The organism is Microbacterium sp. CH-015 (genome assembly GCF_049707015.1).
Classification (GTDB): domain Bacteria; phylum Actinomycetota; class Actinomycetes; order Actinomycetales; family Microbacteriaceae; genus Microbacterium; species Microbacterium aurum.
This window is the reverse complement of sequence record NZ_JBNAFJ010000001.1, coordinates 895592-921676: the sequence shown is the minus strand read 5'-3', so window position 1 is coordinate 921676 and position 26085 is coordinate 895592. Positions and strand designations below refer to the sequence as shown.

Annotated in this window: 20 protein-coding genes; 11 read left to right on the top strand and 9 right to left on the bottom strand. The window is 70.2% G+C overall.

Translation table 11 applies throughout. The annotated features are described in order from the left end of the window. Nucleotides 1-63 precede the first annotated feature (63 nt). Nucleotides 64-1200, bottom strand: coding sequence for a sensor histidine kinase (locus ACPYN4_RS04330; RefSeq protein WP_424445686.1), 1137 nt, complete (start codon nucleotides 1198-1200; stop codon nucleotides 64-66). A gap of 249 nt (nucleotides 1201-1449) precedes the next feature. On the opposite strand from ACPYN4_RS04330, the gene ACPYN4_RS04325 reads away from it, so the two are divergent. Then, nucleotides 1450-2112, top strand: coding sequence for a response regulator (locus ACPYN4_RS04325; protein ID WP_424445685.1), 663 nt, complete (start codon nucleotides 1450-1452; stop codon nucleotides 2110-2112). Nucleotides 2113-2139: 27 nt separating this feature from the next. Here ACPYN4_RS04325 and ACPYN4_RS04320 read toward each other — a convergent pair whose 3' ends face one another. Continuing rightward, a complete protein-coding gene (locus ACPYN4_RS04320; protein ID WP_424445684.1) occupies nucleotides 2140-4584 on the bottom strand; it encodes a DNA gyrase/topoisomerase IV subunit A in 2445 nt (814 codons plus the stop codon). An 86-nt stretch (nucleotides 4585-4670) separates the two neighbouring features. On the opposite strand from ACPYN4_RS04320, the gene ACPYN4_RS04315 reads away from it, so the two are divergent. Beyond that, nucleotides 4671-5807 carry an alkaline phosphatase family protein gene (locus tag ACPYN4_RS04315; RefSeq protein ID WP_424445683.1) on the top strand — a complete coding sequence of 379 codons (1137 nt, stop codon included), beginning with the start codon at nucleotides 4671-4673 and terminating at the stop codon, nucleotides 5805-5807. A 53-nt stretch (nucleotides 5808-5860) separates the two neighbouring features. Here the strand turns inward: ACPYN4_RS04315 and sepH are convergent, their stop codons facing one another. Further along, nucleotides 5861-6907: a septation protein SepH gene (sepH, locus tag ACPYN4_RS04310; protein WP_287269073.1), complete on the bottom strand. Its 1047-nt coding sequence runs from the start codon at nucleotides 6905-6907 to the stop codon at nucleotides 5861-5863. Between the two features lie 249 nt (nucleotides 6908-7156). On the opposite strand from sepH, the gene ACPYN4_RS04305 reads away from it, so the two are divergent. Next, nucleotides 7157-7447 (top strand): DUF4193 domain-containing protein, encoded by a 291-nt coding sequence (locus ACPYN4_RS04305; protein WP_239280171.1) that lies wholly within the window; start codon nucleotides 7157-7159, stop codon nucleotides 7445-7447. Nucleotides 7448-7499: 52 nt separating this feature from the next. Here ACPYN4_RS04305 and ACPYN4_RS04300 read toward each other — a convergent pair whose 3' ends face one another. After that, nucleotides 7500-7985: a DUF3093 domain-containing protein gene (locus ACPYN4_RS04300; RefSeq protein WP_239280169.1), complete on the bottom strand. Its 486-nt coding sequence runs from the start codon at nucleotides 7983-7985 to the stop codon at nucleotides 7500-7502. 12 nt (nucleotides 7986-7997) lie between these two features. Between ACPYN4_RS04300 and dut the strand changes: the two genes are divergently transcribed. The 6 genes from dut to pepN all read left to right on the top strand — a co-directional run bounded on the left by dut (nucleotide 7998) and on the right by pepN (nucleotide 17540). Continuing rightward, complete coding sequence (gene dut, locus ACPYN4_RS04295) at nucleotides 7998-8447, top strand: dUTP diphosphatase (protein ID WP_239280167.1); 450 nt, start codon at nucleotides 7998-8000, stop codon at nucleotides 8445-8447. Continuing rightward, nucleotides 8444-9022, top strand: coding sequence for a DUF3710 domain-containing protein (locus ACPYN4_RS04290; RefSeq protein WP_239280165.1), 579 nt, complete (start codon nucleotides 8444-8446; stop codon nucleotides 9020-9022). Before dut ends, ACPYN4_RS04290 begins: the two co-directional genes overlap by 4 nt. Then, nucleotides 9019-9789 carry a DUF3159 domain-containing protein gene (locus ACPYN4_RS04285; RefSeq protein ID WP_424445682.1) on the top strand — a complete coding sequence of 257 codons (771 nt, stop codon included), beginning with the start codon at nucleotides 9019-9021 and terminating at the stop codon, nucleotides 9787-9789. The genes ACPYN4_RS04290 and ACPYN4_RS04285 overlap by 4 nt, the downstream gene beginning before the upstream one ends. 179 nt (nucleotides 9790-9968) lie before the next feature. Then, complete coding sequence (locus tag ACPYN4_RS04280) at nucleotides 9969-12803, top strand: aconitate hydratase (protein WP_424445681.1); 2835 nt, start codon at nucleotides 9969-9971, stop codon at nucleotides 12801-12803. 238 nt (nucleotides 12804-13041) lie between these two features. Beyond that, nucleotides 13042-15000: a 1-deoxy-D-xylulose-5-phosphate synthase gene (gene dxs / locus ACPYN4_RS04275; protein WP_424445680.1), complete on the top strand. Its 1959-nt coding sequence runs from the start codon at nucleotides 13042-13044 to the stop codon at nucleotides 14998-15000. Between the two features lie 32 nt (nucleotides 15001-15032). Beyond that, nucleotides 15033-17540 carry an aminopeptidase N gene (gene pepN, locus ACPYN4_RS04270; RefSeq protein ID WP_424445679.1) on the top strand — a complete coding sequence of 836 codons (2508 nt, stop codon included), beginning with the start codon at nucleotides 15033-15035 and terminating at the stop codon, nucleotides 17538-17540. Between the two features lie 40 nt (nucleotides 17541-17580). On the opposite strand, the gene ACPYN4_RS04265 is transcribed toward pepN, so the two are convergent. The 5 genes from ACPYN4_RS04265 to ACPYN4_RS04245 all read right to left on the bottom strand — a co-directional run bounded on the left by ACPYN4_RS04265 (nucleotide 17581) and on the right by ACPYN4_RS04245 (nucleotide 23633). Beyond that, nucleotides 17581-18291, bottom strand: coding sequence for an SPFH domain-containing protein (locus ACPYN4_RS04265; protein WP_424445678.1), 711 nt, complete (start codon nucleotides 18289-18291; stop codon nucleotides 17581-17583). A 98-nt stretch (nucleotides 18292-18389) separates the two neighbouring features. Continuing rightward, entirely contained in the window at nucleotides 18390-20534 is a 2145-nt protein-coding gene (locus ACPYN4_RS04260; RefSeq protein WP_424445677.1) for a 3-hydroxyacyl-CoA dehydrogenase NAD-binding domain-containing protein, read from the bottom strand. A 5-nt stretch (nucleotides 20535-20539) separates the two neighbouring features. Further along, entirely contained in the window at nucleotides 20540-21748 is a 1209-nt protein-coding gene (locus ACPYN4_RS04255; protein WP_239280157.1) for a thiolase family protein, read from the bottom strand. Between the two features lie 72 nt (nucleotides 21749-21820). Beyond that, nucleotides 21821-23017 (bottom strand): HRDC domain-containing protein, encoded by a 1197-nt coding sequence (locus ACPYN4_RS04250; protein ID WP_424445676.1) that lies wholly within the window; start codon nucleotides 23015-23017, stop codon nucleotides 21821-21823. Continuing rightward, the gene (locus tag ACPYN4_RS04245) at nucleotides 23010-23633 is read right to left on the bottom strand and encodes a DUF3000 domain-containing protein (protein WP_424445675.1); all 624 of its coding nucleotides are present in this window, start codon (nucleotides 23631-23633) and stop codon (nucleotides 23010-23012) included. Before ACPYN4_RS04245 ends, ACPYN4_RS04250 begins: the two co-directional genes overlap by 8 nt. Nucleotides 23634-23658: 25 nt before the next feature. Here ACPYN4_RS04245 and ACPYN4_RS04240 point away from each other — a divergent pair, with 25 nt between their 5' ends. Together ACPYN4_RS04240 and zapE are read left to right on the top strand one after the other, a co-directional pair. Further along, nucleotides 23659-24891 (top strand): alpha/beta hydrolase family protein, encoded by a 1233-nt coding sequence (locus ACPYN4_RS04240; RefSeq protein ID WP_424445674.1) that lies wholly within the window; start codon nucleotides 23659-23661, stop codon nucleotides 24889-24891. Next, entirely contained in the window at nucleotides 24888-25916 is a 1029-nt protein-coding gene (gene zapE / locus ACPYN4_RS04235) for a cell division protein ZapE (protein ID WP_424445673.1), read from the top strand. Before ACPYN4_RS04240 ends, zapE begins: the two co-directional genes overlap by 4 nt. Nucleotides 25917-26085: the final 169 nt, after the last annotated feature.

The following is a 26085-nucleotide window of genomic DNA, read 5'->3' as shown; positions in this document are numbered from 1 at the left end:
GTCAACGTGGACGAACGGATGATTCGCTTGCGACTTTCGTCTATATGCGCCGTCGTCCCCGTCTCACGCCGTCAGCGGCAGTGCCGCGCTGACCACCCACCCCTCCGGCTCACGCCGCGCGTCGAAGGAGCCGCCGAAGACGCGGAAGCGTTCTCGCAGACGGACGATGCCATAGCCCGACGAGGGGAGGCCGGCCGTGTGCGCGGGCGGTGAGTCGTCGGTGATGCGCAGATGCACCCAGTCGTGCTCGACGCGCAGCGAGATGCTGACGTGTCGGGCGCCCGTGGCGTGCTTGAGGACGTTGGTCGCGCTCTCCCGGATGACACGGATGAGCGCCAGCAACGGAGCGTTGGGCAGCCGCACCTCCTCCGGGACGTCCACCTGGACGTCGATGCCGGCGTTGCGCAGTTCCTTGACCGACGCGGCCAGCGCGCCTTCGAGGCTGTCCGGAGCGGGGACGCGTTCGGGGGAGAGGTTCTCCTCGCCGCGCACCATCCCCAGCACGCGGCGGATGTCGGTGAGGGCCTGCACGGCGGCCTCGCGGATCGCGGTCTGCGATTGGGTCCGCGTGCTCGAGTCCTCCGTGCGCTCCAGAACCGCGGCGTGCAACGCGACGATGGTGATCTCATGGGCGACGATGTCGTGCAACTCGTCGGCGATGAGGTCGCGCTCGTGCCGCAGCTGCTCCGCGACCTCGCGTTCTGTCGCTTCGAGTTGTGTAGCCAATGTCTTCGCTCTCTCGGACTGCTGCCTGAGTGCCAGTCCGAGCAGAAGACTGAGGAGACTCAGGACCGCGATGACGATCGCACCGAGCGGCTGGAACGTCGCGTCATGGCCGGCAACCACCACGATGAGCCAGACCACCCATACAGCGGCATAGACCGCTGTCAGTGCGGGACTGCATGTGAAGGCGACGAGTCCCACGATCGCGGCGCCTGCAAGCAGGCTGTCGGAGACTCCAGTGATCGCGGCCGCGATGCTGGCGGCCATCACCGCCAGCGTTGCGATGGTCGGTCGCCAGGCAAACAGCGCGACCGCGACGGTCATACTTGTCGTCACGACCGCAGAAACGACACTTGTCGCCCCGCCGTTGGTTGCTCTGAAGAGGGAGTCGAGGATGAGAGTGACCGCGATGAGAACGATGAGTGCTCGTCGAGCCCACGGGCTCAGCGGTCGATACTCCCAGAATGGGGTGCGCATGTATCTCGTACGAGTTGCGCGTAAAGAAGTCACGTCGCGATTATCTCGCGAGCCCTTTCACTTCCAGATGCGAAGAACCTGTCCAAGCCAGTACCACATAGGATTCACCTCCTGCAATGTCTCGAATCGATTCTTCAGACAGAGGTGATCCCGCACGAGCGACTATCGGATAGTCGCGTTGCGACTTTCGTCTATATCGGTCGAGCGGCGTCGGCAAGAGCGGATCCGGCGGCTCCGTAAGATGGCGATGTGAGTGACCCGATCAGAGTGATCATCGTCGACGACGAGTGGCTGGTGCGCGCCGCGCTGCGCGTGTTTCTGGAGTCGGCGGACGGATTCGAACTGGTCGGGGAGGCGGAGAACGGCGCCGACGCCGTCGCGCTGGTGCGATCCGAGCGGCCCGACGTCGTCCTGATGGACGTGCAGATGCCGAAGATGGACGGCATCGAGGCGACGCGGCGGATGACGCAGGAGTTCCCCGGCATCAAGATCGTTGCGCTCACCACGTTCTCGACCGAACGCGTGATCGTTCCGATGCTGAGCGCGGGCGCGTCAGGGTTCCTCGTGAAGGACACCTCTCCCGACCGCATCCTCGACGCCGCGCGCCTCGCTCATGAGGGCGGATACGTTCTGTCGCCGCGCGTGGCCAAGGAGCTCGTCGCGTCCGTGCAGCAGTCCGATGCCCGGGCCCCCCGCGACCTGACTCCCGCTGAGGTCCTCTCCGAGCGCGAGCTCGAAGTCGTGTCGCTGCTGGCGCAGGGCATGTCGAACGCCGAGATCGGCGCCGCGCTGTTCCTGTCCGAGGCCACGGTGAAGTCCCACCTCAGCCGCATCACCGCGAAGTGGGGCGTGCGCGACCGCATCCAGGTGCTCATCCGCGCCACGCAGCTCGGGCTCGTCACCCTCTCCTGAGGCGTCGAGCCACGCCGGCGAGGCCGGTCAGGCGATGACGGTGCCGACGGCGGCGACCACGGCATCGAGCGGCTGACCGGAGGCGTCGCGCTTCGCGCCGGCCGCCGGCAGCTGACGCACCGAGCCGTCCGCCCCGAGGGCTCGCGGCTGTGCACCCACCCACGCGAGGGTCAGCGCGTCCTCACCCTTCAGAAAGCGCTGCGCACGCACACCGCCGGTGGCACGGCCCTTCGCGGGGAACTCCTCGAACGCCGACACCTTCGCGCTGCCGGCATCGGTGCCCGCGATGGCCTGCGTGGACCCCGCGATCGTGACGACGACCGTCTCCGCATCGGCGGCCACCGCGGTGAAGGCGATCGCCTCGGTGCCCGGCGCGAGGCGGATGCCCGCCATGCCGCCGGCCGCGCGCCCCTGCGGCCGGACGCTCGCGGCGTCGAAGCGGAGCAGCTGCGCATCGGCCGCGACGAAGACGAGCTCGACGCCGTCCGGTGCCAGGGCCGCGCCCACGACACGGTCACCGGGCTTCAGAGCGACGATCTCGACGTCGTGCTTGCCGGCGGGCAGCTCCGACGTGGCGACACGCTTGACGACGCCCTGCGCCGTCCCCAGCGCCACGATGTGGTCGCCGAGGGGCACGATCGCGACGACGTGCTCGCCTCCGCCGAGGCCCAGGTACTGGTCCGCGCGGATGCCCGCCGCAAGCTGCACCGCGTTCGCGGGAACAGAGGGCAGATCGACGGGGGAGAAGCGGACGAGGCGACCGGCGGTCGTGATCGCTCCGACGTCGCCACGCGTCGTGGCGTCGACGGCACCGCGGATGCCGTCGTGCTTCGCGCGCCGGGTCGGCGCGACGATGCCACCCTCCTCCGAGAGCTCCGCGCGGACCATACGACCGGTGGCCGAGAGGAACACGCGGCACGGGGCGTCCGCGATCTGCAGGTCCGCCGGGGCGGCGCTGCGCGATCGCGGCGCCACCGGGCCGCCGTTGAGCAGCAGGGTGCGGCGCGGGGTGCCGAAGGTCTCCGCCGCGGCATCCAGCTCTCGCGCCACCTGCGCGCGCAGGAGCGCGTCACTGCCGAGCAGCTCCTCGAGGTGCGCGATCTCCGCCTTCAGGGTGTCGCGCTCGGACTCCAGCTCGATGCGTGAGAAGCGGGTCAGGCGCCGCAGCCGCAGCTCGAGGATGTACTCCGCCTGAGCCTCGGACAGGTCGAAGACGCTCATCAGCTTCGTGCGCGCCTGCTCGGTGTCGTCCGAGCCCCGGATGACCTGGATCACCTCGTCGATGTCGAGGATCGCGATGAGGAGACCCTCGACGAGGTGCAGTCGCTCCTGCTTGCGGGCCAGGCGATAGCGGCTGCGCCGCGTCACGACCTGGATGCGGTGGTCGAGGTAGACGCGCAGCAGCGGCTTCAGCCCCAGCGTCTGCGGCTGGCCGTCGACGAGCGCGACATTGTTGATGCCGAAGGAGTCCTCCAGCGGCGTCAGCCGATACAGCTGCTCGAGGACGGCGGCCGGGTCGAACCCCGTCTTGATGCCGATCACGAGTCGCAGACCGTGATTGCGGTCGGTCAGGTCGTTGACGTCCGCGATGCCGGTGAGCTTCTTCGAGCTCACCGCATCCTTGATCTTCTCGATGACCCGCTCCGCGCCCACCATGTACGGCAGCTCCGTCACGACGAGGCCGGTGCGGCGCGGGCCGAGCGATTCGATCGACACCTTGGCGCGGGTGCGAAACGTGCCGCGACCGGTCTCGTACGCGTCGGCGATGCCGTCGAGGCCCACGATGATGCCGCCGCCCGGGAGGTCGGGGCCGGGGACGAACTCCATCAGCTCCCGCGTCGTGGCGTCGGGGTTCTCCAGCAGGTGCACGGCCGCTGCGACGACCTCGATGAGGTTGTGCGGCGCCATGTTCGTCGCCATGCCGACCGCGATGCCGGAGGCGCCGTTGACGAGCAGGTTCGGGAAGGCGGCCGGCAGCACCTCGGGCTGCATGAACTGGCCGTCGTAGTTCGGGATGAAATCGACGACGTCCTCGTCGAGGGTCTCGGTGAGGGCGAGGGCAGCCGGTGCGAGGCGCGCCTCGGTGTACCGGGCGGCGGCGGGGCCGTCATCGAGCGAGCCGAAGTTGCCGTGCCCGTCGACGAGGGGCACACGCAGCGCCCACGGCTGCGCCAACCGCACGAGGGCGTCGTAGATGGCGGAGTCGCCGTGCGGGTGCAGCTTGCCCATCACCTCGCCGACGACGCGGGCGCTCTTGACGTGGCCACGGTCGGACCGCAGGCCCATGTCGGCCATTTGGTACAGGATGCGCCGCTGCACCGGCTTGAGCCCGTCGCGGGCGTCCGGCAGGGCGCGTGAGTAGATGACCGAGTATGCGTACTCCAGGAACGAGTCCTGCATCTCCGCCGAGACGTCGACGTCCTCGATGCGGCCGTGATCGGCGGGGATGGGCGAGGTACGCGAAGCTGCCATGGATCTGCGTGGCTCCCTGTGGTCGGGCGGGTGCCGTAACGGCGACGGGAAAAGGGCCTCGTCCGCCGTGTGCGAGACTGGCCCCGATGTCCCTCAGCCTACCCGTGGACCCTCCTTCGGCCCGGAGCCTCACCGGTGTCGTGCCGCAACTGATCGACGCGCTGACAGGCCGCCCCGGCTGGTTTCCCGCCGCGCGATCGGCGATCGTCGTGCTGGTGGACGGCCTCGGCCGCGGCAACCTCACGGCGCGCGCCGGCCACGCGCGGTTCCTCACGTTGCGGATGGGCAAGAAGGATGCCGCCCGCACCACGTTCCCCGCGACCACGGCGACAGCGCTCACGAGCCTGCTCACCGGCACCGACGCCGGCGTCCACGGCATCGTGGGATACCGTGCGCGGGTGCCCGGTACGCGCACCGCGCCCAACCAGCTGAAAGGCTGGGAGACCGACGGGCTGGATCCGTTCACCTGGCAGCGCGCGCAGCCTCTGCTGGAGCGGGAGTCCGCGGCCGGCCGCCGTTGCTTCGTGGTCTCCAAGGCGAGCTACGCGGGGACGGGATTCACCCGTGCCATCCAGCGCGGCGCCGAGTTCGTTCCCGGGGGATCGCCGCGCGAGCGCCTGGAGATCGCCGCGGACCTCGCGTCGCGGCATCCCGGGTCCCTCGTCTACGTCTACCTCCCCGAACTGGACACGATCGGACACGCGCGCGGCTGGGAGTCCGACGGCTGGATCGCCGCGCTCGAAGGGCTCGATGCCGCGCTGTCGTCGTTCGAAGACCAGCTGGATTCCGGCACCGGCGCGGTCGTCACCGCCGATCACGGCATGATCGACGTCCCGTCCCACCGCCAGGTGCTGCTGCGGGACGGCGACGACCTGTTGCGCGACGTCGAGCTCGTCGCCGGCGAGCCACGGCTGCTGCAGCTGTACGTCCGCAACGGTGCAGCCGGCGACGTGGCCGCGCGGTGGCACGCGGCTGAGGACGGTCGTTCCTGGGTGCTGACGCGCGACGAGGCGATCGCCGCCGGCCTGTACGGATCGACGGTGGATGCCGAGGTGATCCCGCGGATCGGCGACGTGCTCGTAGCCGCACGCGGCGTCGTGGCGTACTACGACGATCGCGTCGCCGACAAGAAGCCGCAGCGCATGATCGGACAGCACGGCTCTCTCACCGACCAGGAACGGATCGTTCCCCTCATCCGGCTCGGGGCCTTCGCGGGAGGGTAGCGACGTTTCGTCTCGCTCGTTCCTCGCTCGCTCAACGACCGGGGGTCACAGGCTCAGGAGCCATCCTCGGTGCGGGCGCCGAAGACGATCTCGTCCCAGGACGGCATCGAGGTGCGGCCCTTGCGCCGCGAGGCCTCGCTGATGACGGTGTCCTCCAGCGGCTCCTCGTCCTTGTCGCCGTCGGCGGGAGCTTCGTCGTACCCCGGCTCCAGCGCATCGAACAGCGCGACGGGGGAGTGCGAACGGTCGTCGGCCTCGTCGACGGGCATCGGCTCACGCTGACCGCGGCGGCGGCGCAGCGCCTCCAGCAGGTCCGCCGTCTCGGCGGAGGTGACGGCGTGGTCCGGCGCGCGCTTGATCGCGGCATCCTGCACCGCCGCCGTGACCGGCGCGCGCATCTCGGGACGCACGATGTCGGCCTCGGGAGCGGCCGCCTCCGTGTCGAGATCGAGGCGGCGCGGTCCGAAGGCGCCGGAGTCGAAGCGCGACGAGTCCTTCAGGGGCGACGCGTCCAGGGCACGCAGCCGGGGGATGAGCCCTTCGGGCAGGGAGCCCTGGCGGGAGAGCTGGGTGGCGTCGGCGTTCTGCGGCGCGAGACTGCTGCGCCGCGGATCGAAGCTCCACCGCGCGTCGTGGTCCACGTCGTTCGCCGTGAACTCCAGCTTGACGACCCAGCCCGACTCTTCTTTCCAGCTCGTCCAGCGTTCGCCCACGGCGCCCGCCTCGGCGAGCTTGGCGCGGACCGCGACACCGAACGTGGGCTGGGCGTCACCATCGATCTCCCCAGCGACGAGCACCGGGACGGCGAGGGCCTGACCGACGATGTGCTCGCGTTCGGCGAGCACGGGGCGCTCATACCGCTGGACATCTTCAAGGCGCGCGCCGAGCAGCTCGGCGACCTCCTCGGCAGACAGCCCGGAACGGATGTGCGCCTGGATGTCGCGGGGACTCGGGCGCGCACCGCGCGGCTCGCTGTCGCGCTCGACGCGACGCAGCTGCGAGCGCAGCGTCTCGTCGACGGCGAGAGCGAAGCGGTCGCCCGATTCGGTCGCGAGGACGAGGACTCCCTCCTCGATCCCGATGACTCTGAGCTGCTCCATGCGAATCACGCCTCCAGTTCCCTGCGTGGGCACCATTCGATCGCCCCCATGCTGACACAGCAGGTCCCCGGCATCCGGGAATACCGCGGGCGCGCCGTGAGTTTCACGCGTCGCACCCGCCACAAGCGGGGACTGCCGCGACGATCATTTGCGAAATGCAGAACCGTCGTGCAAACTATCGCCGCCCGCAGGACGCACCCCGCGTTCGGACCCACGGGCCGGCACTGGCACAACCTGGAAGTTGAGAGCATGGCGACCGACTACGACGCCCCCCGCAAGACCGAAGACGACAGCGAGTCGATCGAGGCCCTGAAGGAGCGCGTCCCCGACAAGCTCTCGGCGTCGGTAGACGTCGAGGACGCGGACAACCCCTCGGGCTTCGAGCTGCCCGGTGCCGACCTGTCCGACCTGGAGCTCGACGTCGTCGTGCTCCCGCCGCAGGAGGACGAGTTCACCTGCATCGAGTGCTTCCTCGTGAAGCACCGCACCCAGATCGACCACGAGACCGCCGCCGGAGCCGTCTGCGTGGAGTGCGCCTGATCCACTGACAGCCATCCTCTGACGCCGGCCCTCGTGGCCGGCGTCGGTCGTGTCAGGGGCGGATGCCGTCGCGTTGCGCGCGCTGGATCGCCGCGATCACGCGGTCGGGGGTGCGCGTCGAGAACACCCACTCGGTCACCGGGTCGCCGGGATCGGTGACCGGCACGCGCACGACAGGGTCGATACCGCCCCGCAGCAGATGCCATGCGGTGCGCGACAGCTCCGGCCCGCGCGCCGCGCGCGCCTGCTCGGCCGCGAGGCCCACCGGCTCGCCCAGCTCGCTCACCGGGATGTGCGCCCGCCCGACCCGCAACTCGCCTCCGACGACGCTCACGATCGGCGACGCCCGCACGAGCAGCGTCACGATCAGTGCCGCCGCGGCCAGACCCGCCAGCAGCGCGACGGTCGCGTCGAGGGGGACGAACACGAGCGCGACCATCGGGGCGATCACGGCGGCGCTCAGCAGCGTCCACAGCGATGGGCTCAGTCGTTCCCGATAGTGGACGGCGGGGGAGGCGGCTGCGGTGGCGATGTGCATTACCCTCGTGGAGTGATCGAATCCGTGGACGTACCCATTATCGCGTCGCAGGTTCCCGAGTACGCCCACCCGGGCGATGCGGGCGCGGATCTGGTCTCGGCCGAAGCACTGCGACTCGAACCCGGTGAGCGGGCCCTCGTCGGCACCGGAGTGCGTATCGCGCTGCCGGACGGGTACGCGGCCTTCGTCGTCCCGCGCAGCGGCCTCGCGGCCAAGCACGGCATCACGATCGTCAACGCGCCCGGCACCGTCGATGCCGGCTACCGCGGCGAGATCAAGGTCGCGCTGCTGAACACCGACGCCCGCGCGGCCTACGACATCGCCGTCGGCGACCGCATCGCGCAGCTGATCGTCATGCCGGTGCCGCGAGCACGGTTCCTCCCGGTCGAGGTCCTGCCTGAATCGCCGCGCGGCGAGGGCGGGTTCGGGTCCACCGGCTACCAGACAGGAGTCACCTCATGAGCGACGACGTCACCGCCGGCCTCGGCGACCGCGCATCGACGGGTCCCTTCGACGAGTCCGAAGCGAACCCGGTCCGTCCCTACATCGACCTCGGCGGCATCAAGGTGCTGCCCCGTGAGGGCCTGAATCTGCGACTGGAGGTCGAGGAGCAGACGAAGCGCATCGTCGCCGTCGGCCTGGACTACGCCGAGTCGACGCTTCAGGTGCAGCCGTTCGCGGCTCCCCGCTCCAGCGGGCTGTGGGACGAGACGCGCGATCAGATCCGCCAGCAGATCCGCCAGCAGGGCGGCCGCGTCGAAGAGCGCGAAGGCCCGCTCGGCGCGGAGCTTCTCGCCGAAGTGCCCGTCGCCGGTCCCGACGGCACGCAGGGCAAGCGCTTGGCCCGGTTCGTCGGCGTCGACGGTCCTCGCTGGTTCCTCCGCGGCGTCATCGGCGGCGCCGCGACCAGTGACGTCGAGGCCGCTGCACGGGTCGAGGACCTCTTCCGCTCGATCGTCGTGGTCCGCGGCGGCAGCCCCATGCCGCCGCGCGATCTCATCCCGCTGAAGATGCCCGCCGCTCCCGGCACCGCATGAGCACTCCCGCCGACGACCCGCACGCGGACGCCACGCCGCGTGAGCCGCGGGAGACCGGACTGGAGCCCCCGGCGCCCGCCACGGCATCCGAGATCCTCGGCCAGGCCCTCGGCGGCGCGGCCCGCAAAGCGGGACTCGACCCGAACGCGCAGAGCCACACCGGTCATGTCGTCTGGGCGGCGATGGGCGGGTGGCGCGGTGTGCTCGAGAGCGTCCTGCCCGGGCTCGCCTTCGTGCTGCTGTTCACCTTCACCCAGAACCTCCTGCTCTCCCTGGTGTGCTCGGTGGGGCTCGCGGCCGCGTTCACCGTGGCCCGGCTGGTGCAGCGTTCCACCCTCAGCGCCGCGCTCGGCGGGCTCATCGCGACGGTCGCGGCCGCTGCGCTGGCGCTATCGACGGGTCGCGGCCAGGACAACTTCGTGCCAGGCCTCATCACCAACGCCGCATACGGCACGGCGTTCCTCGTCTCCGCCGTCATCGGCTGGTCGCTCATCGGGCTCGCGGTCGGGTTCCTCATGAACGAGGGCACGGCCTGGCGCGCGGACCCCCGCAAGCGACGCGTCTTCTTCTGGCTCGCGATGGCGTGGGCCGCCCTGTTCTTCGCGCGGCTGGCCGTGCAGCTGCCGTTCTACTTCTCTGGCGACGTGACGACGCTCGGCACCGTGAAGCTCGTCATGGGTCTGCCCCTGTTCGCGCCGCTCGTCGCCGTCACCTGGCTGGCCGTGCGCGCCGTCTATCCGAAGCCGCAGGCTCCCGCGGAGTCGTGATAGATTTATCTTGATATCAAGATAAATTTCCGCGCCGGAACCGATCTGTCGGGTTAGGCAGACCTCACTAGCCGCAGGCGAGACCGCCGAGGAAGATGGAAGCACGGGCCGCTGCCGATGCAGCGCGTGCGCGCACCGCCGACCCCAGCGCCCGCGGCCCCCAACGAAGGAGTAGAGACGTGTCCACTGTTGACAGCTTCGGAGCCAAGAGCACCCTGACAGTCGGCGGAACCGACTACGAGATCTACCGCATCGACACCGTCGCGGGGTACGAGCGCCTTCCGTTCAGCTTGAAGGTCCTGCTGGAGAACCTGCTGCGCACCGAGGACGGTGCGAACGTCACGAAGGCGCAGATCGAGGCGCTCGGAAACTGGGATGCCGACGCGGAGCCCGACACCGAGATCCAGTTCACGCCCGCGCGCGTCGTGATGCAGGACTTCACCGGCGTCCCCTGCATCGTCGACCTCGCCACCATGCGCGAGGCCGTCACGGCGCTTGGCGGCGACCCGAACAAGATCAATCCGCTCTCGCCCGCCGAGATGGTCATCGACCACTCCGTCATCGCCGACCTGTTCGGCACCGAGAACGCCCTCGAGCGCAACGTCGAGATCGAGTACGAGCGCAACGGTGAGCGCTACCAGTTCCTGCGCTGGGGCCAGACCGCCTTCGACGACTTCAAGGTTGTCCCTCCGGGTACCGGCATCGTCCACCAGGTGAACATCGAGCACCTGGCGAAGGTCATCTACGACCGGACCGGCCGCGACGGCGTGCTGCGCGCCTACCCCGACACGTGCGTCGGCACCGACTCGCACACCACGATGGTCAACGGCCTCGGCGTGCTCGGCTGGGGCGTCGGCGGCATCGAGGCCGAGGCCGCGATGCTCGGCCAGCCCGTGTCGATGCTGATCCCGCGTGTCGTCGGCTTCAAGCTCACCGGCGACATCCCCGCCGGTGTGACGGCGACCGACGTCGTGCTCACGATCACCGACATGCTCCGCAAGCACGGCGTCGTCGGCAAGTTCGTCGAGTTCTACGGCGCGGGTGTCGCCTCGGTTCCGCTCGCCAACCGGGCCACGATCGGCAACATGAGCCCCGAGTTCGGCTCGACCGCCGCGATGTTCCCCATCGACGACGTGACTCTGGACTACCTGCGTCTTACGGGCCGCGACGAGCAGGCCGTCGCCCTCGTCGAGGCGTACGCCAAGGAGCAGAAGCTCTGGCACGACGCCGACAACGAGCCCGTCTACAGCGAGTACATGGAGCTCGACCTGTCGACGGTCGTCCCCTCGATCGCCGGTCCCAAGCGCCCGCAGGACCGCATCCTGCTCTCCGAGGCGAAGGAGCAGTTCGAGCGCGACATCGTGAACTACACGACGCCGTCGGTCTCGAACGACATCGTCGACCTCGAGTTGATGCTCTCGTTCCCGGCATCCGACCCAGGTGCAGCGCCCGGCGACGAGGAACACGACCCCCACCCCGTTCACATCTCCAGTGGCGTGGAGGGCACCTCCAAGCCGGTTCCGGTGACCACCCCTGACGGCGAGAGCTACATCCTCGACCACGGCGCGGTGACCCTGGCGGCCATCACGTCATGCACGAACACGTCCAACCCGTCCGTCATGATCGCGGCGGGCCTTCTCGCCCGCAAGGCGCGCAACAAGGGCCTGAAGCAGAAGCCGTGGGTCAAGACCACGCTCGGCCCGGGCTCGAAGGTCGTCACCGACTACTACGAGAAGTCGGGTCTCGACAAGGACCTCGAGGGTCTCGGGTTCTACACCGTCGGCTACGGCTGCACGATCTGCATCGGCAACTCCGGCCCGCTGATCGAGGAGGTCTCCGCGGCGATCAACGAGAACGACCTCGCCGTCACAGCGGTGCTCTCGGGTAACCGCAACTTCGAGGGCCGCATCAGCCCCGACGTGAAGATGAACTACCTCGCCTCGCCGCCGCTCGTCGTCGCGTACGCCCTCGCCGGGTCGATGCACTTCGACTTCGAGACGGACCCCCTCGGCAAGGACTCCGAGGGCAACGATGTGTTCCTGAAGGACATCTGGCCCTCGCCCGAAGAGGTGCAGGAGGTCATCGACTCGTCGATCTCCCGCGAGCAGTTCATCAAGCAGTACGCCACCGTCTTCGACGGCGACGAGCGCTGGAAGAACCTGCCCACCCCGACTGGCCCGGTGTTCGAGTGGAACGACGAGTCCACCTACGTGCGCAAGCCCCCGTACTTCGACGGCATGTCGATGGAGCTGACGCCGGTCTCGGACATCCACGGCGCGCGCGTCATGGCGACGCTCGGCGACTCGGTCACCACCGACCACATCTCGCCGGCCGGCAACATCAAGGCGGGCACGCCCGCGGCGCAGTACCTCACCGAGCACGGCGTCGCGCAGAAGGACTTCAACTCCTACGGTTCGCGGCGCGGCAATCACGAGGTCATGATCCGCGGCACGTTCGCGAACATCCGCCTGAAGAACGAGCTCGTCGCGGCGGTCAACGACGGCCAGATCGTGGAGGGCGGCTACACCCGCGACTTCACGCAGCCGGGCGGTCCGCAGTCGTTCATCTACGACGCGAGCCAGAACTACCAGGCGCAGGGCACCCCGCTCGTGGTCTTCGGTGGCAAGGAGTACGGCTCGGGTTCGTCGCGCGACTGGGCGGCCAAGGGCACCTCGCTCCTCGGCGTGAAGGCCGTCATCACGGAGAGCTTCGAGCGCATCCACCGCTCGAACCTCATCGGCATGGGCGTCGCCCCGCTGCAGTTCCCCGAGGGTCAGTCCTGGAAGAGCCTGGGCCTCGACGGCACCGAGATCGTCTCGATCGAGGGCCTGGAGCAGCTCAACGAGGGCACGACGCCGAAGACGGTCAAGGTCACCGCCGCGCCGAGCGAGTTCTCGCCCGAGGGCAAGGAGACGGTCGTCTTCGACGCGAAGGTCCGCATCGACACGCCCGGTGAGGCCGACTACTACCGCAACGGCGGCATCCTGCAGTACGTGCTTCGCTCGCTCGTCTGAGCCGCGCCGCGGCTGAAAGCCCCGGCATCCGCCCGTCTTCGGAGGGGGATGCCGGGGCTTTCGCGTGCCGGGGGAACGGTGGGCGACGGCGGTCGGGATTCGTCCGGCGCAAAGTGCGTCATCCCGCCCCGATAGACGCGATTCGCGACGGATGAGCGGGGCGGAGGCGGGCGAGGGGCGGATGCCGGGCCCGCCTGCGGCTACGACCGAGGGGACCGCTGCGACGTAGACTCGGGGGATGAGCCTGCTCGAGTCGATTCACGGTCCCCGCGACCTCGATGACCTCTCAGTACCGCAGCTGAAGCAACTCGCACAGGAGATCCGCGACTTCCTCATCGAGAACGTCGCCCGCACCGGCGGGCACCTGGGCCCGAACCTCGGCGTCGTGGAGCTGACGATCGCCCTGCACCGCGTGTTCGACTCCCCGCAGGACCCCTTCGTCTTCGACACCGGGCATCAGTCGTACGTCCACAAGCTGCTGACGGGGCGGCAGGACTTCGGCGCCCTGCGCTCGCGCGGCGGGCTCGCCGGTTACCCGCAGCGCTCCGAGAGCGAGCACGATGTCGTCGAGTCCTCCCACGCGTCGAGTTCGCTGAGCTGGGCGGACGGCATCTCGCGGGCGCTCACCCGCACCGGCCGCAAGGATCGCCACGTCATCGCGGTCGTCGGCGACGGCGCCTTGACCGGCGGCATGACGTGGGAGGCGCTCAACAACATCTCCGACGACAACGACCGCAACCTCGTCATCGTCGTCAACGACAACGGCCGCTCCTACGCGCCCACCATCGGCGGCATGGCGCGGTACCTGAACCGCGTCCGCACGACCGAGCAGTACGAGAGCCTTCGCAAGGGATCGGCATCCTTCTTCCGCAAGCTCGGTCCCGCCGGCCGCGCCGTCTACCGCGGCGTCCGCGGCGGCACGCACGGCTTCCTCTCGCGCTTCACCAACAACGCCGCCCTGTATTCCAACCTCGACATCAAGTACCTCGGCCCGATCGACGGGCACGACCTCGAGGCCCTCGAAGAGACCCTGCGCCTCGCGAAGGAGTACGGCGCGCCGGCGATCGTGCACGTGATCACCGAGAAGGGGCGCGGCTACGAGCCGGCCCGCAACGACGAGGCCGACCAGTTCCACGCCGTCGGCAAGATCGATCCCGCCACGGGCGAGCCGCTCGGATCATCGGATGCCGAGGCGTGGACGGATGTCTTCTCCGATGCGCTCGTGGCCGCCGGGGAGCGGCGTGCGGACGTCATCGCGATCACGGCCGCGATGCTGCGGCCGACCGGGCTGCAGCCGTTCGCGCAGCGGTACCCCGACCGCGTGTACGACGTGGGCATCGCGGAGCAGCACGCCGTGGCATCCGCCGCCGGACTCGCCTTCGGCGGGCTGCACCCCGTCGTCGCGATCTACGCGACGTTCATGAATCGCGCGTTCGACCAGGTCATGATGGACGTCGCGCTGCACAAGGCCGGTGTCACGTTCGTCCTCGATCGCTCCGGCGTGACGGGTCCCGACGGTCCCAGCCACCACGGTGTGTGGGACCTCGCGATGCTGCAGCTGGTCCCCGGCATCCGCATCGCCGCGCCACGCGACGCGGCGCGCCTGCGGGAGGAGTTCGACGAGGCGATCGCCGTCGAGGACGCACCGACCGTCATCCGCTTCCCGAAGGGCGCCGTCGCCGCCGACCAGCCCGCCCTCGAGCGGCTCGCCGACGGCACCGACGTGCTGTGGCGCGACGGTGCCGAGGATGTGCTGTTGGTCGGCATCGGCCCGATGACGCAGCTCGCCGTCGCCGTGGCGGAGCGCCTGCGCGCGCAGGGCATCGGCGCGACGGTCGTCGACCCGCGCTGGGTCGTGCCGGTGCAGCCGTCGATCGTGAAGCTGGCGGCATCCCACCGTCTCGTCATCACGATCGAGGACGGCATCCGCGTCGGCGGCGTCGGCACGCGGGTGCGGCAGGTGCTGCGCGAGGCCGGCGTCGACACCGCGGTGGACGAGCTGGGCCTGCCGGACGAGTTCATCGACCACGCGACGCGCGAGCAGATCCTCGAGGATGCCGGCCTTTCGGCCGCCAAGATCGCCCAGGACGTCGTGGCGCAGGTGCTCGGCACGCGCATTCCCGTCGCGCGTCCCTCCGCCGACACCGGCGCCATCTGGACGGTTTCACCCCAGGACAGCGAGCACCAGGAGCGCTGAGGCCGCCGCCACGGGTCTGACACGATGGAGCGGTGACCTCCGCCAACCTCACCCGAGACGAGACGGCGGCGCGCGCCGCCGGCATCCGCCTTCACACCATCGATGTCGAGCTCGATCTGCGCGGTGCGCGTGACGCGGATGCCGCGACGTTCGGCACGGCGACGACGCTCGCGTTCGAGGCCGACGTCGATGCGACGTGGATCGATTTCATCGGCGCATCGGTCGACGCCGTCATCGTCAACGGCGAGGAACGCGCCGTCGACTGGGACGGCGCGCGCGTGCACATCGACGACCTCGCCGCGCACAACACCGTCGAGATCCGCGGCACCGGACGGTACAGCACGTCCGGTGAGGGGTTGCACCGCTTCGTCGACCCCCTCGACGGCGAGGTCTATCTGTACACGCAGTACGAGCCGGCCGACTGCCGCCGCGTCTACCCGTGTTTCGAGCAGCCCGACCTGAAGGCCCGCTGGCGCTTCGCCGTCGCGGCGCCGGCAGGCTGGCAGGTCCTCTCGAACGGCGCCGAGATCAACCGCGAGGCCGTCGCCGGCGGCGTGCGGGTGCGGTTCGCCAAGACCCTGCCGCTCTCCAGCTACATCACCGCCGTCGCCGCGGGCACGTACCACCGTGTCGAGGGGGTGTGGGAAGGCCCATCCGGCGCCGTCGCGCTGGGCGTGCTGTGCCGCGCGTCACTGGCATCCCACCTCGACGCCGAGGAGATCCTGGACATCACGCGCCGCGGACTCGCGTTCTTCGGCGAGGCGTTCGGGCTCGAATATCCCTGGGGCACGTACGACCAGATCTTCGTGCCCGAATACAACCTCGGGGCCATGGAGAACCCGGGCCTCGTGACCTTCACCGAGAGCTACGTGTTCCGCGGGGCATCCACCGCGGCGCAGCACGAGGCCCGCGCGAACACGATCCTGCACGAGATGGCGCACATGTGGTTCGGCGACCTCACCACGATGCGGTGGTGGGACGACCTCTGGCTCAAGGAGTCGTTCGCCGACTTCATGGGGGCGCACGCAGCGGTCGTCGCGGGCGGCTTCCCCGACGCCTGGGTGACGTTCGCGAGCCGTCGCAAGGGCTGGGCGTACGTGCAGGACCAGCTCCCCACGACGCACCCGATCGTCGCCGACATCCCCGACCTCGAGGCCGCGAAGCTCAACTTCGACGGCATCACGTATGCGAAGGGCGCCTCCGTGCTGAAGCAGCTCGTCGCGTTCGTCGGCGAGGAGGCCTTCTTCCGCGGTGCGCGCCGCTACTTCGCCGACCACGCATACGGCAACACGACCCTGCCGGACCTGCTCGCCGCCCTCGAATCCGCCTCGGACCGCGATCTGCGGGCCTGGAGCGCCGCCTGGCTGCAGACGTCGGGGATCTCCCGGCTCGCCGTCGAGCCCGTCGCGGACGGCACGCTCGCGCTGGCGCAGTCCGACCCGCGCCCGCACCGGCTGACGGTCGGCCTGTACGGGCGCGACGGCGATCGGCTGGTCCGCCGCCGGGGGATCGAGCTCGACGTGACCGCCGAGCGGACGACGCTCGATGCCTCCCTCGCCGACGAGGACATCGTGCTGGTCGTGCCGAACGACGACGACCGCACGTACGCGAAGGTCCGCCTGGACGACGCATCGACGGATGCCGCGGCCGCAGGTCTCGCCACGATCGACGATGCCCTGGCGCGCGCCGTGGTCTGGGCCGCCTTGTGGGACGCGACGCGTGACGGCGAGTTGCCGGTGGTCCGCTACCTCGAGATCGTGCGCAGGCACGCGCCCGCGGAGCCGAATGTGGCGCTGCTGGCCGACGCGCTCGCCCACGCGGACGCCGCGATCGGCCACTACGCCGCCGCGGAGGCACGGTCGGACCTCGCGGCCCGGTGGCTCGAGGCCTGCTGGCAGGCCCTGTGGACGGCGGATGCCGAGTCGGATGCGCAGCTCGCGTGGGCGCGCGCAGTGGCTGCTGCGGCCTCCCGCGCCGCGGGGCGCGCCGACGAGCTCCGCGCGATCCTGGCCGGGGATGCCGCCGGTCCGGACGGGCTGCGGCTGGATCACGAGCTGCGGTGGATGTGGCTGACCGCGCTGTCCGCGACCGGCCGTCTCACCGCCGCGGAGGCGGATGCCGAGCGCGATGCCGATCCGTCATCGCAGGGTCGGACCGCGCACCTGACCGTGCTCGCGGCGCGCCCCGATTCCGCCGTGCGCGCCGCCGCCTGGCACGCCGCCTGGGACGATGAGAGCCTGACCAACGAGCGTCTGAGCGCGACGATCGCCGGTGCGCGCGCGGGCGACGCGCGGCGGTTCCTGGCGGAGTTCGATGCCGAGTACTTCGCACGCATCGCGCCGACCTGGGCCTCGCGCAGCATCGAGATCGCGCGGCGCCTTGTGATCGGGCTGTTCCCGGCATCCGACTCTCTCGATCTCGTCGACGCATGGCTCGCGGAGCATGCAGATGCGCCCGGGGCCCTGCGGCGACTCGTCATCGAGCAGCGCGACGGGCTCGCCCGCGACCTGCGCGTGCGCGCCGCCCAGCCACGGACCTGATCCGGCAGCCGACGCCGCGCCGCTCGCGCCATCGGCGCGCTTACGCGCTGTGCCGTGCCGCGACCGCGCTGGCCCAGAGGTGAGGCACCGCGTCGGGCGCCCGGTCGGATGCCTGACGCGTGATCGCGTCCGCGAGGAGATATCCGTCGGTCAGGGCGTCGCCGGTGATCACGACCGACAGCAGCTCGATGCCGCACGCTTCGCGCACCCGCTCGGCGCACGCGTCCACGACCGCGGCCGACAGGTCGACGTTGACGGGGAGACGCGTGCCCTCATGACTGTGCACGAGGTCGCGCAGCGCCGCACCGACGAGGTTGCCGGTGCGCTCGGTCACGTGCACGACCTCGAGCTCGAACACGCGCAGATCGCCGCCGGTGACATAGGGGCGCCAGTCGAACGACGCGTGCACGAGATGCTGACGCCCGCCGCTCGAGGTCAGCTGGCGGGCCGGAAGATCTGTCGAACGCACCCGGGTGTCGACCCGGCGGTACCAGGCGAGGACGGGGAAGACGGCGTGCGTGCCGGGGCCGAGCACGACGACCTCACCGGCCTCGTGTCCGCCTCGAGCCCGGCGCCGCACGATCGGACGACCGTTGCGCGTGCGGATCGCGGCCTCACCCTCGTCGATCGTCACGATCAGCAGCTTGAACAGCGCCGGCACCACGAGCAGCACGGTGAGGACGGCACCGCCGGTCTTGATGAGCGCGTTCATGCTGCTCGTGCCGAACAGGGACGTGATGGTCTCGATCACATGCCCAGAATGCCGTGTGGATCTGCACCCTTCGGTGCAGATCCACACGGCGCGATCAACTGTTCACCCAACCGTCGCGCACTGTTGGGCGCGAGGCGTCAGCCGCCGATGCCGCGGATCGGCGGGTGGTGGAACGTGTCGCCGAACACACGCTCGGACGCGCCCTCGCGGTCGAGGTAGGGCGAGGCGCCGCCGTCGATGAACGGCCAGCCCGCGCCGAGGATGAGACACAGGTCGATGTCCTCGACCTCGGGCACGACGCCCTCGTCGAGCATGAGCTTGATCTCCTGCGCGAGTCCGTCCTGCACGCGGCGCAGGATCGTGTCGGCGGATGCCGGGGCGGAGCCCACGTGACCCTTGAGCGCCTTCTGGGCGTCCTTCGTGAAGCCGGTGACGCGCCCGCCCTTGTCCTTCTCGACGACCTCCGGCAGCTCCGCGAGCGCGTGGAAGTTCTCATTCGCGTAGAACCGGTCGGGGAAGGCGTGCACCATGGTGTCCTGCACGTGCGCCGCGACCTTCCACCCGACGAGGTCGATCAGCTGGAACGGCCCCATCGGCAGTCCGAGCGGCGCGAAGGCCTTCTCGACATCGGCGACCGGCGTCCCCTCGTAGACGGCGCGGGCGGCCTCGCCCATGACCTTGGCGAGCAGACGGTTCACGACGAACCCGGGCGCGTCGGCGGTGAGCACGGCGTTCTTGCCCAGGCCTCGCGCGACGACGAAGGCGGTCGACAGCGCGGCATCCGTCGTCGCATCCGTCTTCACGATCTCGATCAACGGCATGACCGCGACCGGGTTGAAGAAGTGGAAGCCGACGAGGCGCTCGGGGTGTGCGAGCTTCGATCCGATCTCGGCGACCGACAGCGATGACGTGTTGGTCGCGAGGATCGCGTCCTCGGCGACGATCTGCTCGATCTCGCCGAACACGGCCTGCTTGACCCCGACCTCTTCGAAGACGGCCTCGATGACGAAGTCGCAGTCCGCGTACAGGCTCTTGTCGGTCGTGCCGGTGACGAGCGCGCGCAGCTGGTTCGCGGTGTCGGCGTCGAGGCGGCCCTTCGCCTCGAGCTTCCCGATCTCGTCGTGGATGTAGGCGACGCCCTTGTCGACGCGCGCCTGGTCGAGGTCGGTGATGAGCACCGGCACCCGGAGCTTGCGGACGAACAGCAGCGCGAACTGGCTGGCCATGAGGCCCGCGCCGATGATCCCGACCTTCGTGACCTTCTTCGCGAGGGCCTTGTCGGGGGCGCCGACGGGGCGCTTCGCGCGCTTCTGCACGAGGTCGAAGGCGTACATGGATGCCGCGAACTGGTCACCCGTCACGAGATCGGCCAGGGCCTCGTCCTCGCGGGCGAAGCCCTCTTCCTTCGTTCCGCTGCGCGCCTTGTCGAGCAGGTCGAGCGCGACGTACGGGGAGCGGGGAACGGTGCCGATCTTCGACTCCAGCATGCCGCGCGCCATCTTGATCGCGACCGGCCATTTGACGGTGCGCTCGATCTTGCCGGGCTGGTTCTTGCGCTCCACCTTCGTGGAGCCCGACAGCACGCCGTCGGCCCACCGCAGCGAGCTCTCCAGGAACGTCGCCGCCGGGAAGATCGCGTCGAAGATCCCGAGGTCGTACGCCTGCTGGGGCTTCAGCATCCGGTTCTGCTTGAGCGGGTTCGAGATGACGACCTCGAGCGCGTTCTCGATGCCGATGAGGTTCGGCAGCAGGTACGCGCCGCCCCAGCCCGGGATGATCCCGAGGAAGACCTCGGGCAGCGCGATGGCCGCGGCCGAGGCATCCACCGTGCGGTAGTGCGAGTTCAGCGCGATCTCGAGGCCGCCGCCGAGCGCGAGGCCGTTGACGAACGTGAAACTCGGCACACCGAGCGTCGACAGCTTGCCGAACACCCTGTGGCCGAGCTGCGCGACGAGCTTGGCGTTGGCCTTCGAGCCGACCTTGGTGATGTCGGAGAGGTCCGCGCCGGCAGCCAGGATGTACTGCTTGCCGGTGATGCCGACCGCCTGGATCTCGCCGGCCGCGGCGCGCGCCGTGAGCGCGTCGAGCGTCTCGCCGAGGGCCGTCATCGTGGCGGGGCCGAGCGTGTTCGGGCGGGTGTGGTCACGACCGTTGTCGAGCGTGATGAGCGCCAGCACCTTGCCGGAGGGGAGGGTGATGTCGCGGACGCGCGAATGGGTGATGACCTCACCCTCGGTGAGGGCCTGGATGGGGGAGAAGTCGATCTCGTCGTAGTTGGTCATGGCGTTCAGCGCTTGCCCTTCTTGCCGTCGAAGTGCGGGTTCTCCCAGATGACCGAGCCACCCTGCCCGAGGCCCACGCACATCGCGGTGAGGCCGTAGCGGACGTCGGGGCGCTCGGCGAACTGTGCCGCGAGCTGGATCATGAGGCGGACGCCGGATGCCGCGAGGGGGTGCCCGAGCGCGATCGCGCCTCCCCACTGGTTGACGCGGGGGTCGTCGTCGGCGATGCCGAAGTGATCGAGCAGCGACAGCACCTGGACCGCGAAGGCCTCGTTGAGTTCGAACAGGCCGATGTCGTCGATCGTGAGGCCCGCCTTGCGGAGGGCCTTCTCGGTCGAGGGGATGGGGCCGATGCCCATGATCTCCGGCTGTACGCCGGCGAACGCGAACGAGACCATGCGCATCTTGGGCCGAAGGCCCAGCTCCTTGACGGCGCTGCCACCGGCGAGGATCGACATGGTCGCCCCGTCGGTGAGCGGCGAGGAGGTGCCGGCCGTGACCCGCCCATGCGGGCGGAACGGGGTCTTGAGGTTCGCGAGGTCTTCCATCGTGGTCTGCGGGCGGCGGCCCTCGTCCTCGGTGGCGAGGCCCCAGGATCCCTCGGCATCCTTGATCGCGACGGGCACGAGGTCGGGCTGGAACCTGCCGGCCTCGTAGGCGGCCTGCGCCTTGTGCTGGCTCAGCATCCCGAAGCGGTCGCTGCGCTCCTTCGTCAGGTGCGGGAATCGGTCGAAGATGCGCTCCGCCGTGACACCCATGTTGAGCGCACCCGGGTCGACCATCTTCTCCGCGACGAAGCGCGGGTTGGGGTCGGCGTTGCCGCCGATGGGGTAGTGGCCCATGTGCTCGACGCCGCCGGCGAGGGCGATGTCGTACATGCCGGAGCCGATGGAGGCGCCCATCATGGCGACACTCGTCATCGCGCCGGCGCACATGCGGTCGATGGCGAAGCCGGGGACCGTCTGCGGGAGGCCGGCGAGGATCGCCACCGAGCGGCCGAGGGTGAGGCCCTGCTCACCGGTCTGGCTCGTCGCGGCGATGGCAACGTCGTCCACGCGGTCCGCCGGGACGGCGGCGTTGCGCTCCATGAGACCGATGGTCGCCTTCACGGCGAGGTCATCGGCGCGGGTGTTCCAGTACATGCCCTTTTCGCCGGCACGCCCGAACGGGGTGCGCATGCCATCGACGAAGTAGACGTCCGTGAGCTCGGCCACACTGCCTCCAAGTTATGAGATTGAGTCCAGCCTATGGTGACACTCAGTCTCGCGTAATCGCTTGGACCGATTCTACGACTTGCCGCCAGGGGAGTCGTCGGGCGCGTGCAGAGAATCGACAAACGCGTGCGCGATGACCGGGGCCGTCAGGGCGATCTGCCACGGCCGCGCGCCGTGGGCGGCGAGCACCTCGCCGACGGATGCCGCGTCCACCTCGGCGGGGGGAGCCCAGGCGACGCGCCGCAGCGTGTCGGGCGTCAGGAGGTTCTCCGTCGGCATCCGGAGGTCGGCGGCCAGCTGCTCGACGAGCGGGCGCGCCGCCTTCAGCCGCGCGTCGGCGGCGGGATTGCGGTCCGCCCATGCGCGGGGCGGCGGCATCCCGTCGCCCGTCGCGCGCTCCGCCGGCAGCGCGGGATCGGCGCGGCCGGCCTCGATCGCCGCCCACCACCGATCGAGCTGGGCGCGACTGGCGCGGCCGGTGAAGTCCTTGACGCGCGCGAGTTCCTGCTTGCTGGCGGGATCGGCGAGGACGGCGGCGATGAGCGATCGGTCGGGGACGAGCCGGCCCGGCGAGGTGTCCTGCTCCTTGGCGTACTCCTCGCGGGCGAGCCACAGCGCGCGCGCCACCGCGAGGGAACGGCGTCCGCGCACCGTGTGCAGTCCGCTGAGACGCCGCCACGGCTCCTCGCGCGCCGGACGCTCCGGCTTGGTGCGGACGGCCTCGAACTCCTGCGCGGCGATCTCGGTCTTGCCCTGCTCGGCGAGCTCGGCGACCAGCACGTCGTAGACGTCCACCAGGTGCAGCACGTCGAGCGCGGCGTACTCGAGCCACGGCTGGGGCAGCGGCCGCGTCGACCAGTCGGCCGCGGAGTGCGCCTTGGCCAGCGTGATGCCGAGGGTGTCCTCCACGACGGCCCCGAGCCCCACCCGCTCGTGCCCGAGCAGCCGCGCCGCCAGCTCGGTGTCGAACACCGAGGGCGGCTCGAGGCCCGCCTCCCGCAGCGACGGCAGGTCTTGACTGGCCGCATGCAGGATCCACTCGAGGTCGCCGATGGCGCCCTGCAGCGCCGACATGTCGCCGATCGCCGGCGGGTCGAACAGACACACGCCGGCGTCGCGGCGGAACACCTGGATCAGGTAGGCGCGCTGCGAATAGCGGAACCCGGAGGCGCGCTCAACGTCGACAGCGACCGAGCCGGTGCCGTCGGAGAGGGCGGCGGCGGCCGCGGCGAGGCCCGCGGCATCCGCCACGACGTCGTACTCAGCCACGCGACCCCCCGCGCGCGGATGGTCCCCGCCCGCCGGCGGCGCGATGCGCTCCGAACACGGCGATGTCCTCGGATCCCGGGGGCAGACCGGCGAGCATGCAGACGAGTTCGGCCCACGCGGCCACGTGCGCGGTGAGATCGCCGCCGGGCGACCAGGAGGCGCGCAGCTCGATCTGTGCGCCGTCGCCTTCGTCGGCGAGGGTGCCGAACCCCTTCGACAGTGTCTTGGTGGCGGTGCCGGATGCCGCGTGGAAGGTCGCGCCGCGCGTGTGCAGCGCGTCGATCAGCCACGACCAGGCGACGTCGGCGAGCAGCGGGTCGACTCCGATCTCCGGTTCCAGCGGCGCCTGTGCGAAGCACACCACGCGCCAGGCGCCGTCCCAGGCGGTCGGCTCTTCGGGGTCGTGCAGGAGGATGAACCGGCCCGTGCCGTAGTCGGAGTCGATGCCGTCGGCATCGGGACGGACGTCTCCGGCGAGGGCGATGGCGTCGGGCGCGAGGCTTCCCGGCGCGGCGATCTCCCGCACGGTGAAGTCCGACCGGAACGTCAGGGCGCGCAGCGACTCGGCGACGGAGGCGAAGGCCGAGGCCCCGGCAGGGGGACGAGGTTCATCCACCGTCACAGACTAGAATGACCACACGATGAAGGCATCCAGGCGCGCCGCCGTCGACGGCTCACGATTCGGCGCCCCGGCGACCCTGCGATCCTTCGCGGTGGCGCTGCTGACCGCCCTCCTCACGACGCTCTCGCTGCTCGGCGTCGTCGCTCTCCGGATGGCGCGACGCTTCGTCACCCCGGCCGCGCGCGTCCCCGACACGCACATCGTCGACATCGACGTCCCGGCGCAGACGATCACCCTCGCTCGCACGCCCGACACCGAGCTGCCCGGCCGCTACGGCTTGTTCACACACGGCAGCACCGACTACCTCAAGGTCGGCACCGTGCTCTCCAGCGACGCCCACACCGTCAAGCGCAAGCTGCTCACACAGGTCACCGGCGCCTCGACGTTCTCCTCGGAGGCGGCGTTCAGCGGGTGGTACTACGAGCGTCCCGAAGAGCTGCACCTGCCGTTCACCGTCGAGCACGTCCATGCGGCGCTCGGCACGTGCCCCGCGTGGCTCTTCCCCGCCCCGGATTCGTCCGACGACGCCGCCGCCGAGACCTGGGTCATCCAGATCCACGGTCGCGGCACGACCCGGGCGGAGTGCCTGCGCGCCGTCCCCGTCGTCCACGGGCTCGGCATCGCCTCGCTCGTGGTGTCGTACCGCAACGACGGCGAGGCGCCGCGCACCCGCGCCGGAACCTACGCGCTCGGCGCGACGGAATGGCGTGACGTCGACGCCGCCATCGGCTGGGCGCGCCGTCACGGTGCCCGCCGCATCCTGCTCATGGGGTGGTCGATGGGCGGAGCGATCGCCCTCCAGGTCGCCCTCGGCTCAGCGCATCGTGAGCTCATCGCCGGAGTCATCCTCGACTCGCCGGTGATCGACTGGCGCATCGTGCTGGCGTACCAGGGCAAGGCGCTCCGGCTGCCGGCGCCGGTCACCGACCTCGCGATCGGCGCGCTGCGGACCGACTGGGCCAGCGCCGCGACGGGTTCGGACGGCCCCATCCCCTTCGACCGGCTCGACGTCGTCGCCCGGGCGGGGGAGCTGCGGCATCCCGTCCTCATCCTCCACAGCGATGACGACGGCTTCGTCCCCTCGAGCGCGTCGCACCGGCTCGCCGCCGCACGCCCCGATCTCGTGGAGCTGCAGGTGTTCACGACCGCGCGCCACACGAAGCTGTGGAACTACGACCAGCGGCGCTGGACCGACGCGATCACGCAGTGGCTGCGCAGTCATGAACTCGTTCCGGCGGAGGCGGCGTCATGACCGGCGCCGTCGCGGGGGTCGTGCACCTCAGTGAACGTCGACCCGAGGTCTCCGGCACGGAGATGGTGGCCGCGCTCGTTCCGCCCCCGCAGTTCGACGACGCCACCTTCGACACCTATCGCGCCGACCCCCACTACCCGTCGCAGCAGGAGGCGAAGGATCTGCTGATCGCCTTCAGTCGCGGGGGAGCGCCGGCCGAGCGCGGGGGCCTGTTCCGGCGCGCGAAGAAGACGCCGGAGATGAAACCCGGCGTGTACCTGGACGGCGGGTTCGGCGTCGGAAAGACGCACCTGCTCGCGTCGATCTACCACGCCATGCCCGCCCGCCGGAAGTACTTCGGCTCGTTCATCGAGTACACCGCGCTCGTCGGCGCGCTCGGCTACCAGAAGACGGTCGAGCTTTTCCGCGGCGCCGATCTGCTGTGCATCGACGAGTTCGAGCTCGACGACCCCGGCGACACGATGGTGATGACGCGTCTGCTCGGCGAGCTGGTTCCCACCGGGACGAAGCTCGCAGCGACCTCCAACACCCCGCCGAACGCCCTGGGCGAGGGACGGTTCGCGGCGCAGGACTTCCTCCGCGAGATCCACGCCATGGCGTCGAGCTTCCAGACGATCCGCATCGACGGCACCGACTACCGCCAGCGAGCGCTCGACGGCCACGCGGTGACTCTCGACGACGCCGGGTACCGCACGGCGATCACGGATGCCGCCGCGCACGCCGTCGTCTCCGATGACGCGTTCGGCGACCTCGTGGCGCACCTCGCGACCGTGCACCCGTCGCGCTATCTCCGCCTCATCGACGGCGTCGGAATGATCGGGCTGCGCGACGTGACGACCCTCGAGGATCAGTCCGCCGCGCTGCGGCTGGTGGCCTTCGTCGATCGGGCGTACGACGCGCAGATCCCGGTGCGCGCGACCGGGCAGGCGCTCGACGCCGTCTTCAGCGACGAGATGCTCGCCGGCGGCTACCGCAAGAAGTATCTGCGCGCCATCTCACGCCTGAACGCCCTGACGCACTCCTGACCCGGTGTCCCCCGCCGTTCGGCGGGGGATTCCCGCGCCCTTTTCGGCGTCACGAAACGTGATGTTTACCCACGCGGCATCCGCGTAACGATCGCGAAACACGACACGCATGCCGGTGGAAACCGCGCGTCGTCACACTGAGTCTCGCCAGGACAGCCGCGACCCGAAA

Bases quoted from the DNA above. Each gene is read 5' to 3' on its own strand.
- ACPYN4_RS04240 (WP_424445674.1), top strand. From the start codon at position 23,659: ATGAAGGCATCCAGGCGCGCCGCCGTCGACGGCTCACGATTCGGCGCC.
- ACPYN4_RS04285 (WP_424445682.1), top strand. From the start codon at position 9,019: ATGAGCACTCCCGCCGACGACCCGCACGCGGACGCCACGCCGCGTGAG.
- ACPYN4_RS04330 (WP_424445686.1), bottom strand. From the start codon at position 1,200: ATGCGCACCCCATTCTGGGAGTATCGACCGCTGAGCCCGTGGGCTCGA.
- ACPYN4_RS04315 (WP_424445683.1), top strand. From the start codon at position 4,671: ATGTCCCTCAGCCTACCCGTGGACCCTCCTTCGGCCCGGAGCCTCACC.
- ACPYN4_RS04320 (WP_424445684.1), bottom strand. From the start codon at position 4,584: ATGGCAGCTTCGCGTACCTCGCCCATCCCCGCCGATCACGGCCGCATC.
- ACPYN4_RS04260 (WP_424445677.1), bottom strand. From the start codon at position 20,534: ATGACCAACTACGACGAGATCGACTTCTCCCCCATCCAGGCCCTCACC.
- sepH (WP_287269073.1), bottom strand. From the start codon at position 6,907: ATGGAGCAGCTCAGAGTCATCGGGATCGAGGAGGGAGTCCTCGTCCTC.
- ACPYN4_RS04305 (WP_239280171.1), top strand. From the start codon at position 7,157: ATGGCGACCGACTACGACGCCCCCCGCAAGACCGAAGACGACAGCGAG.
- zapE (WP_424445673.1), top strand. From the start codon at position 24,888: ATGACCGGCGCCGTCGCGGGGGTCGTGCACCTCAGTGAACGTCGACCC.
- ACPYN4_RS04290 (WP_239280165.1), top strand. From the start codon at position 8,444: ATGAGCGACGACGTCACCGCCGGCCTCGGCGACCGCGCATCGACGGGT.
- dxs (WP_424445680.1), top strand. From the start codon at position 13,042: ATGAGCCTGCTCGAGTCGATTCACGGTCCCCGCGACCTCGATGACCTC.
- ACPYN4_RS04300 (WP_239280169.1), bottom strand. From the start codon at position 7,985: ATGCACATCGCCACCGCAGCCGCCTCCCCCGCCGTCCACTATCGGGAA.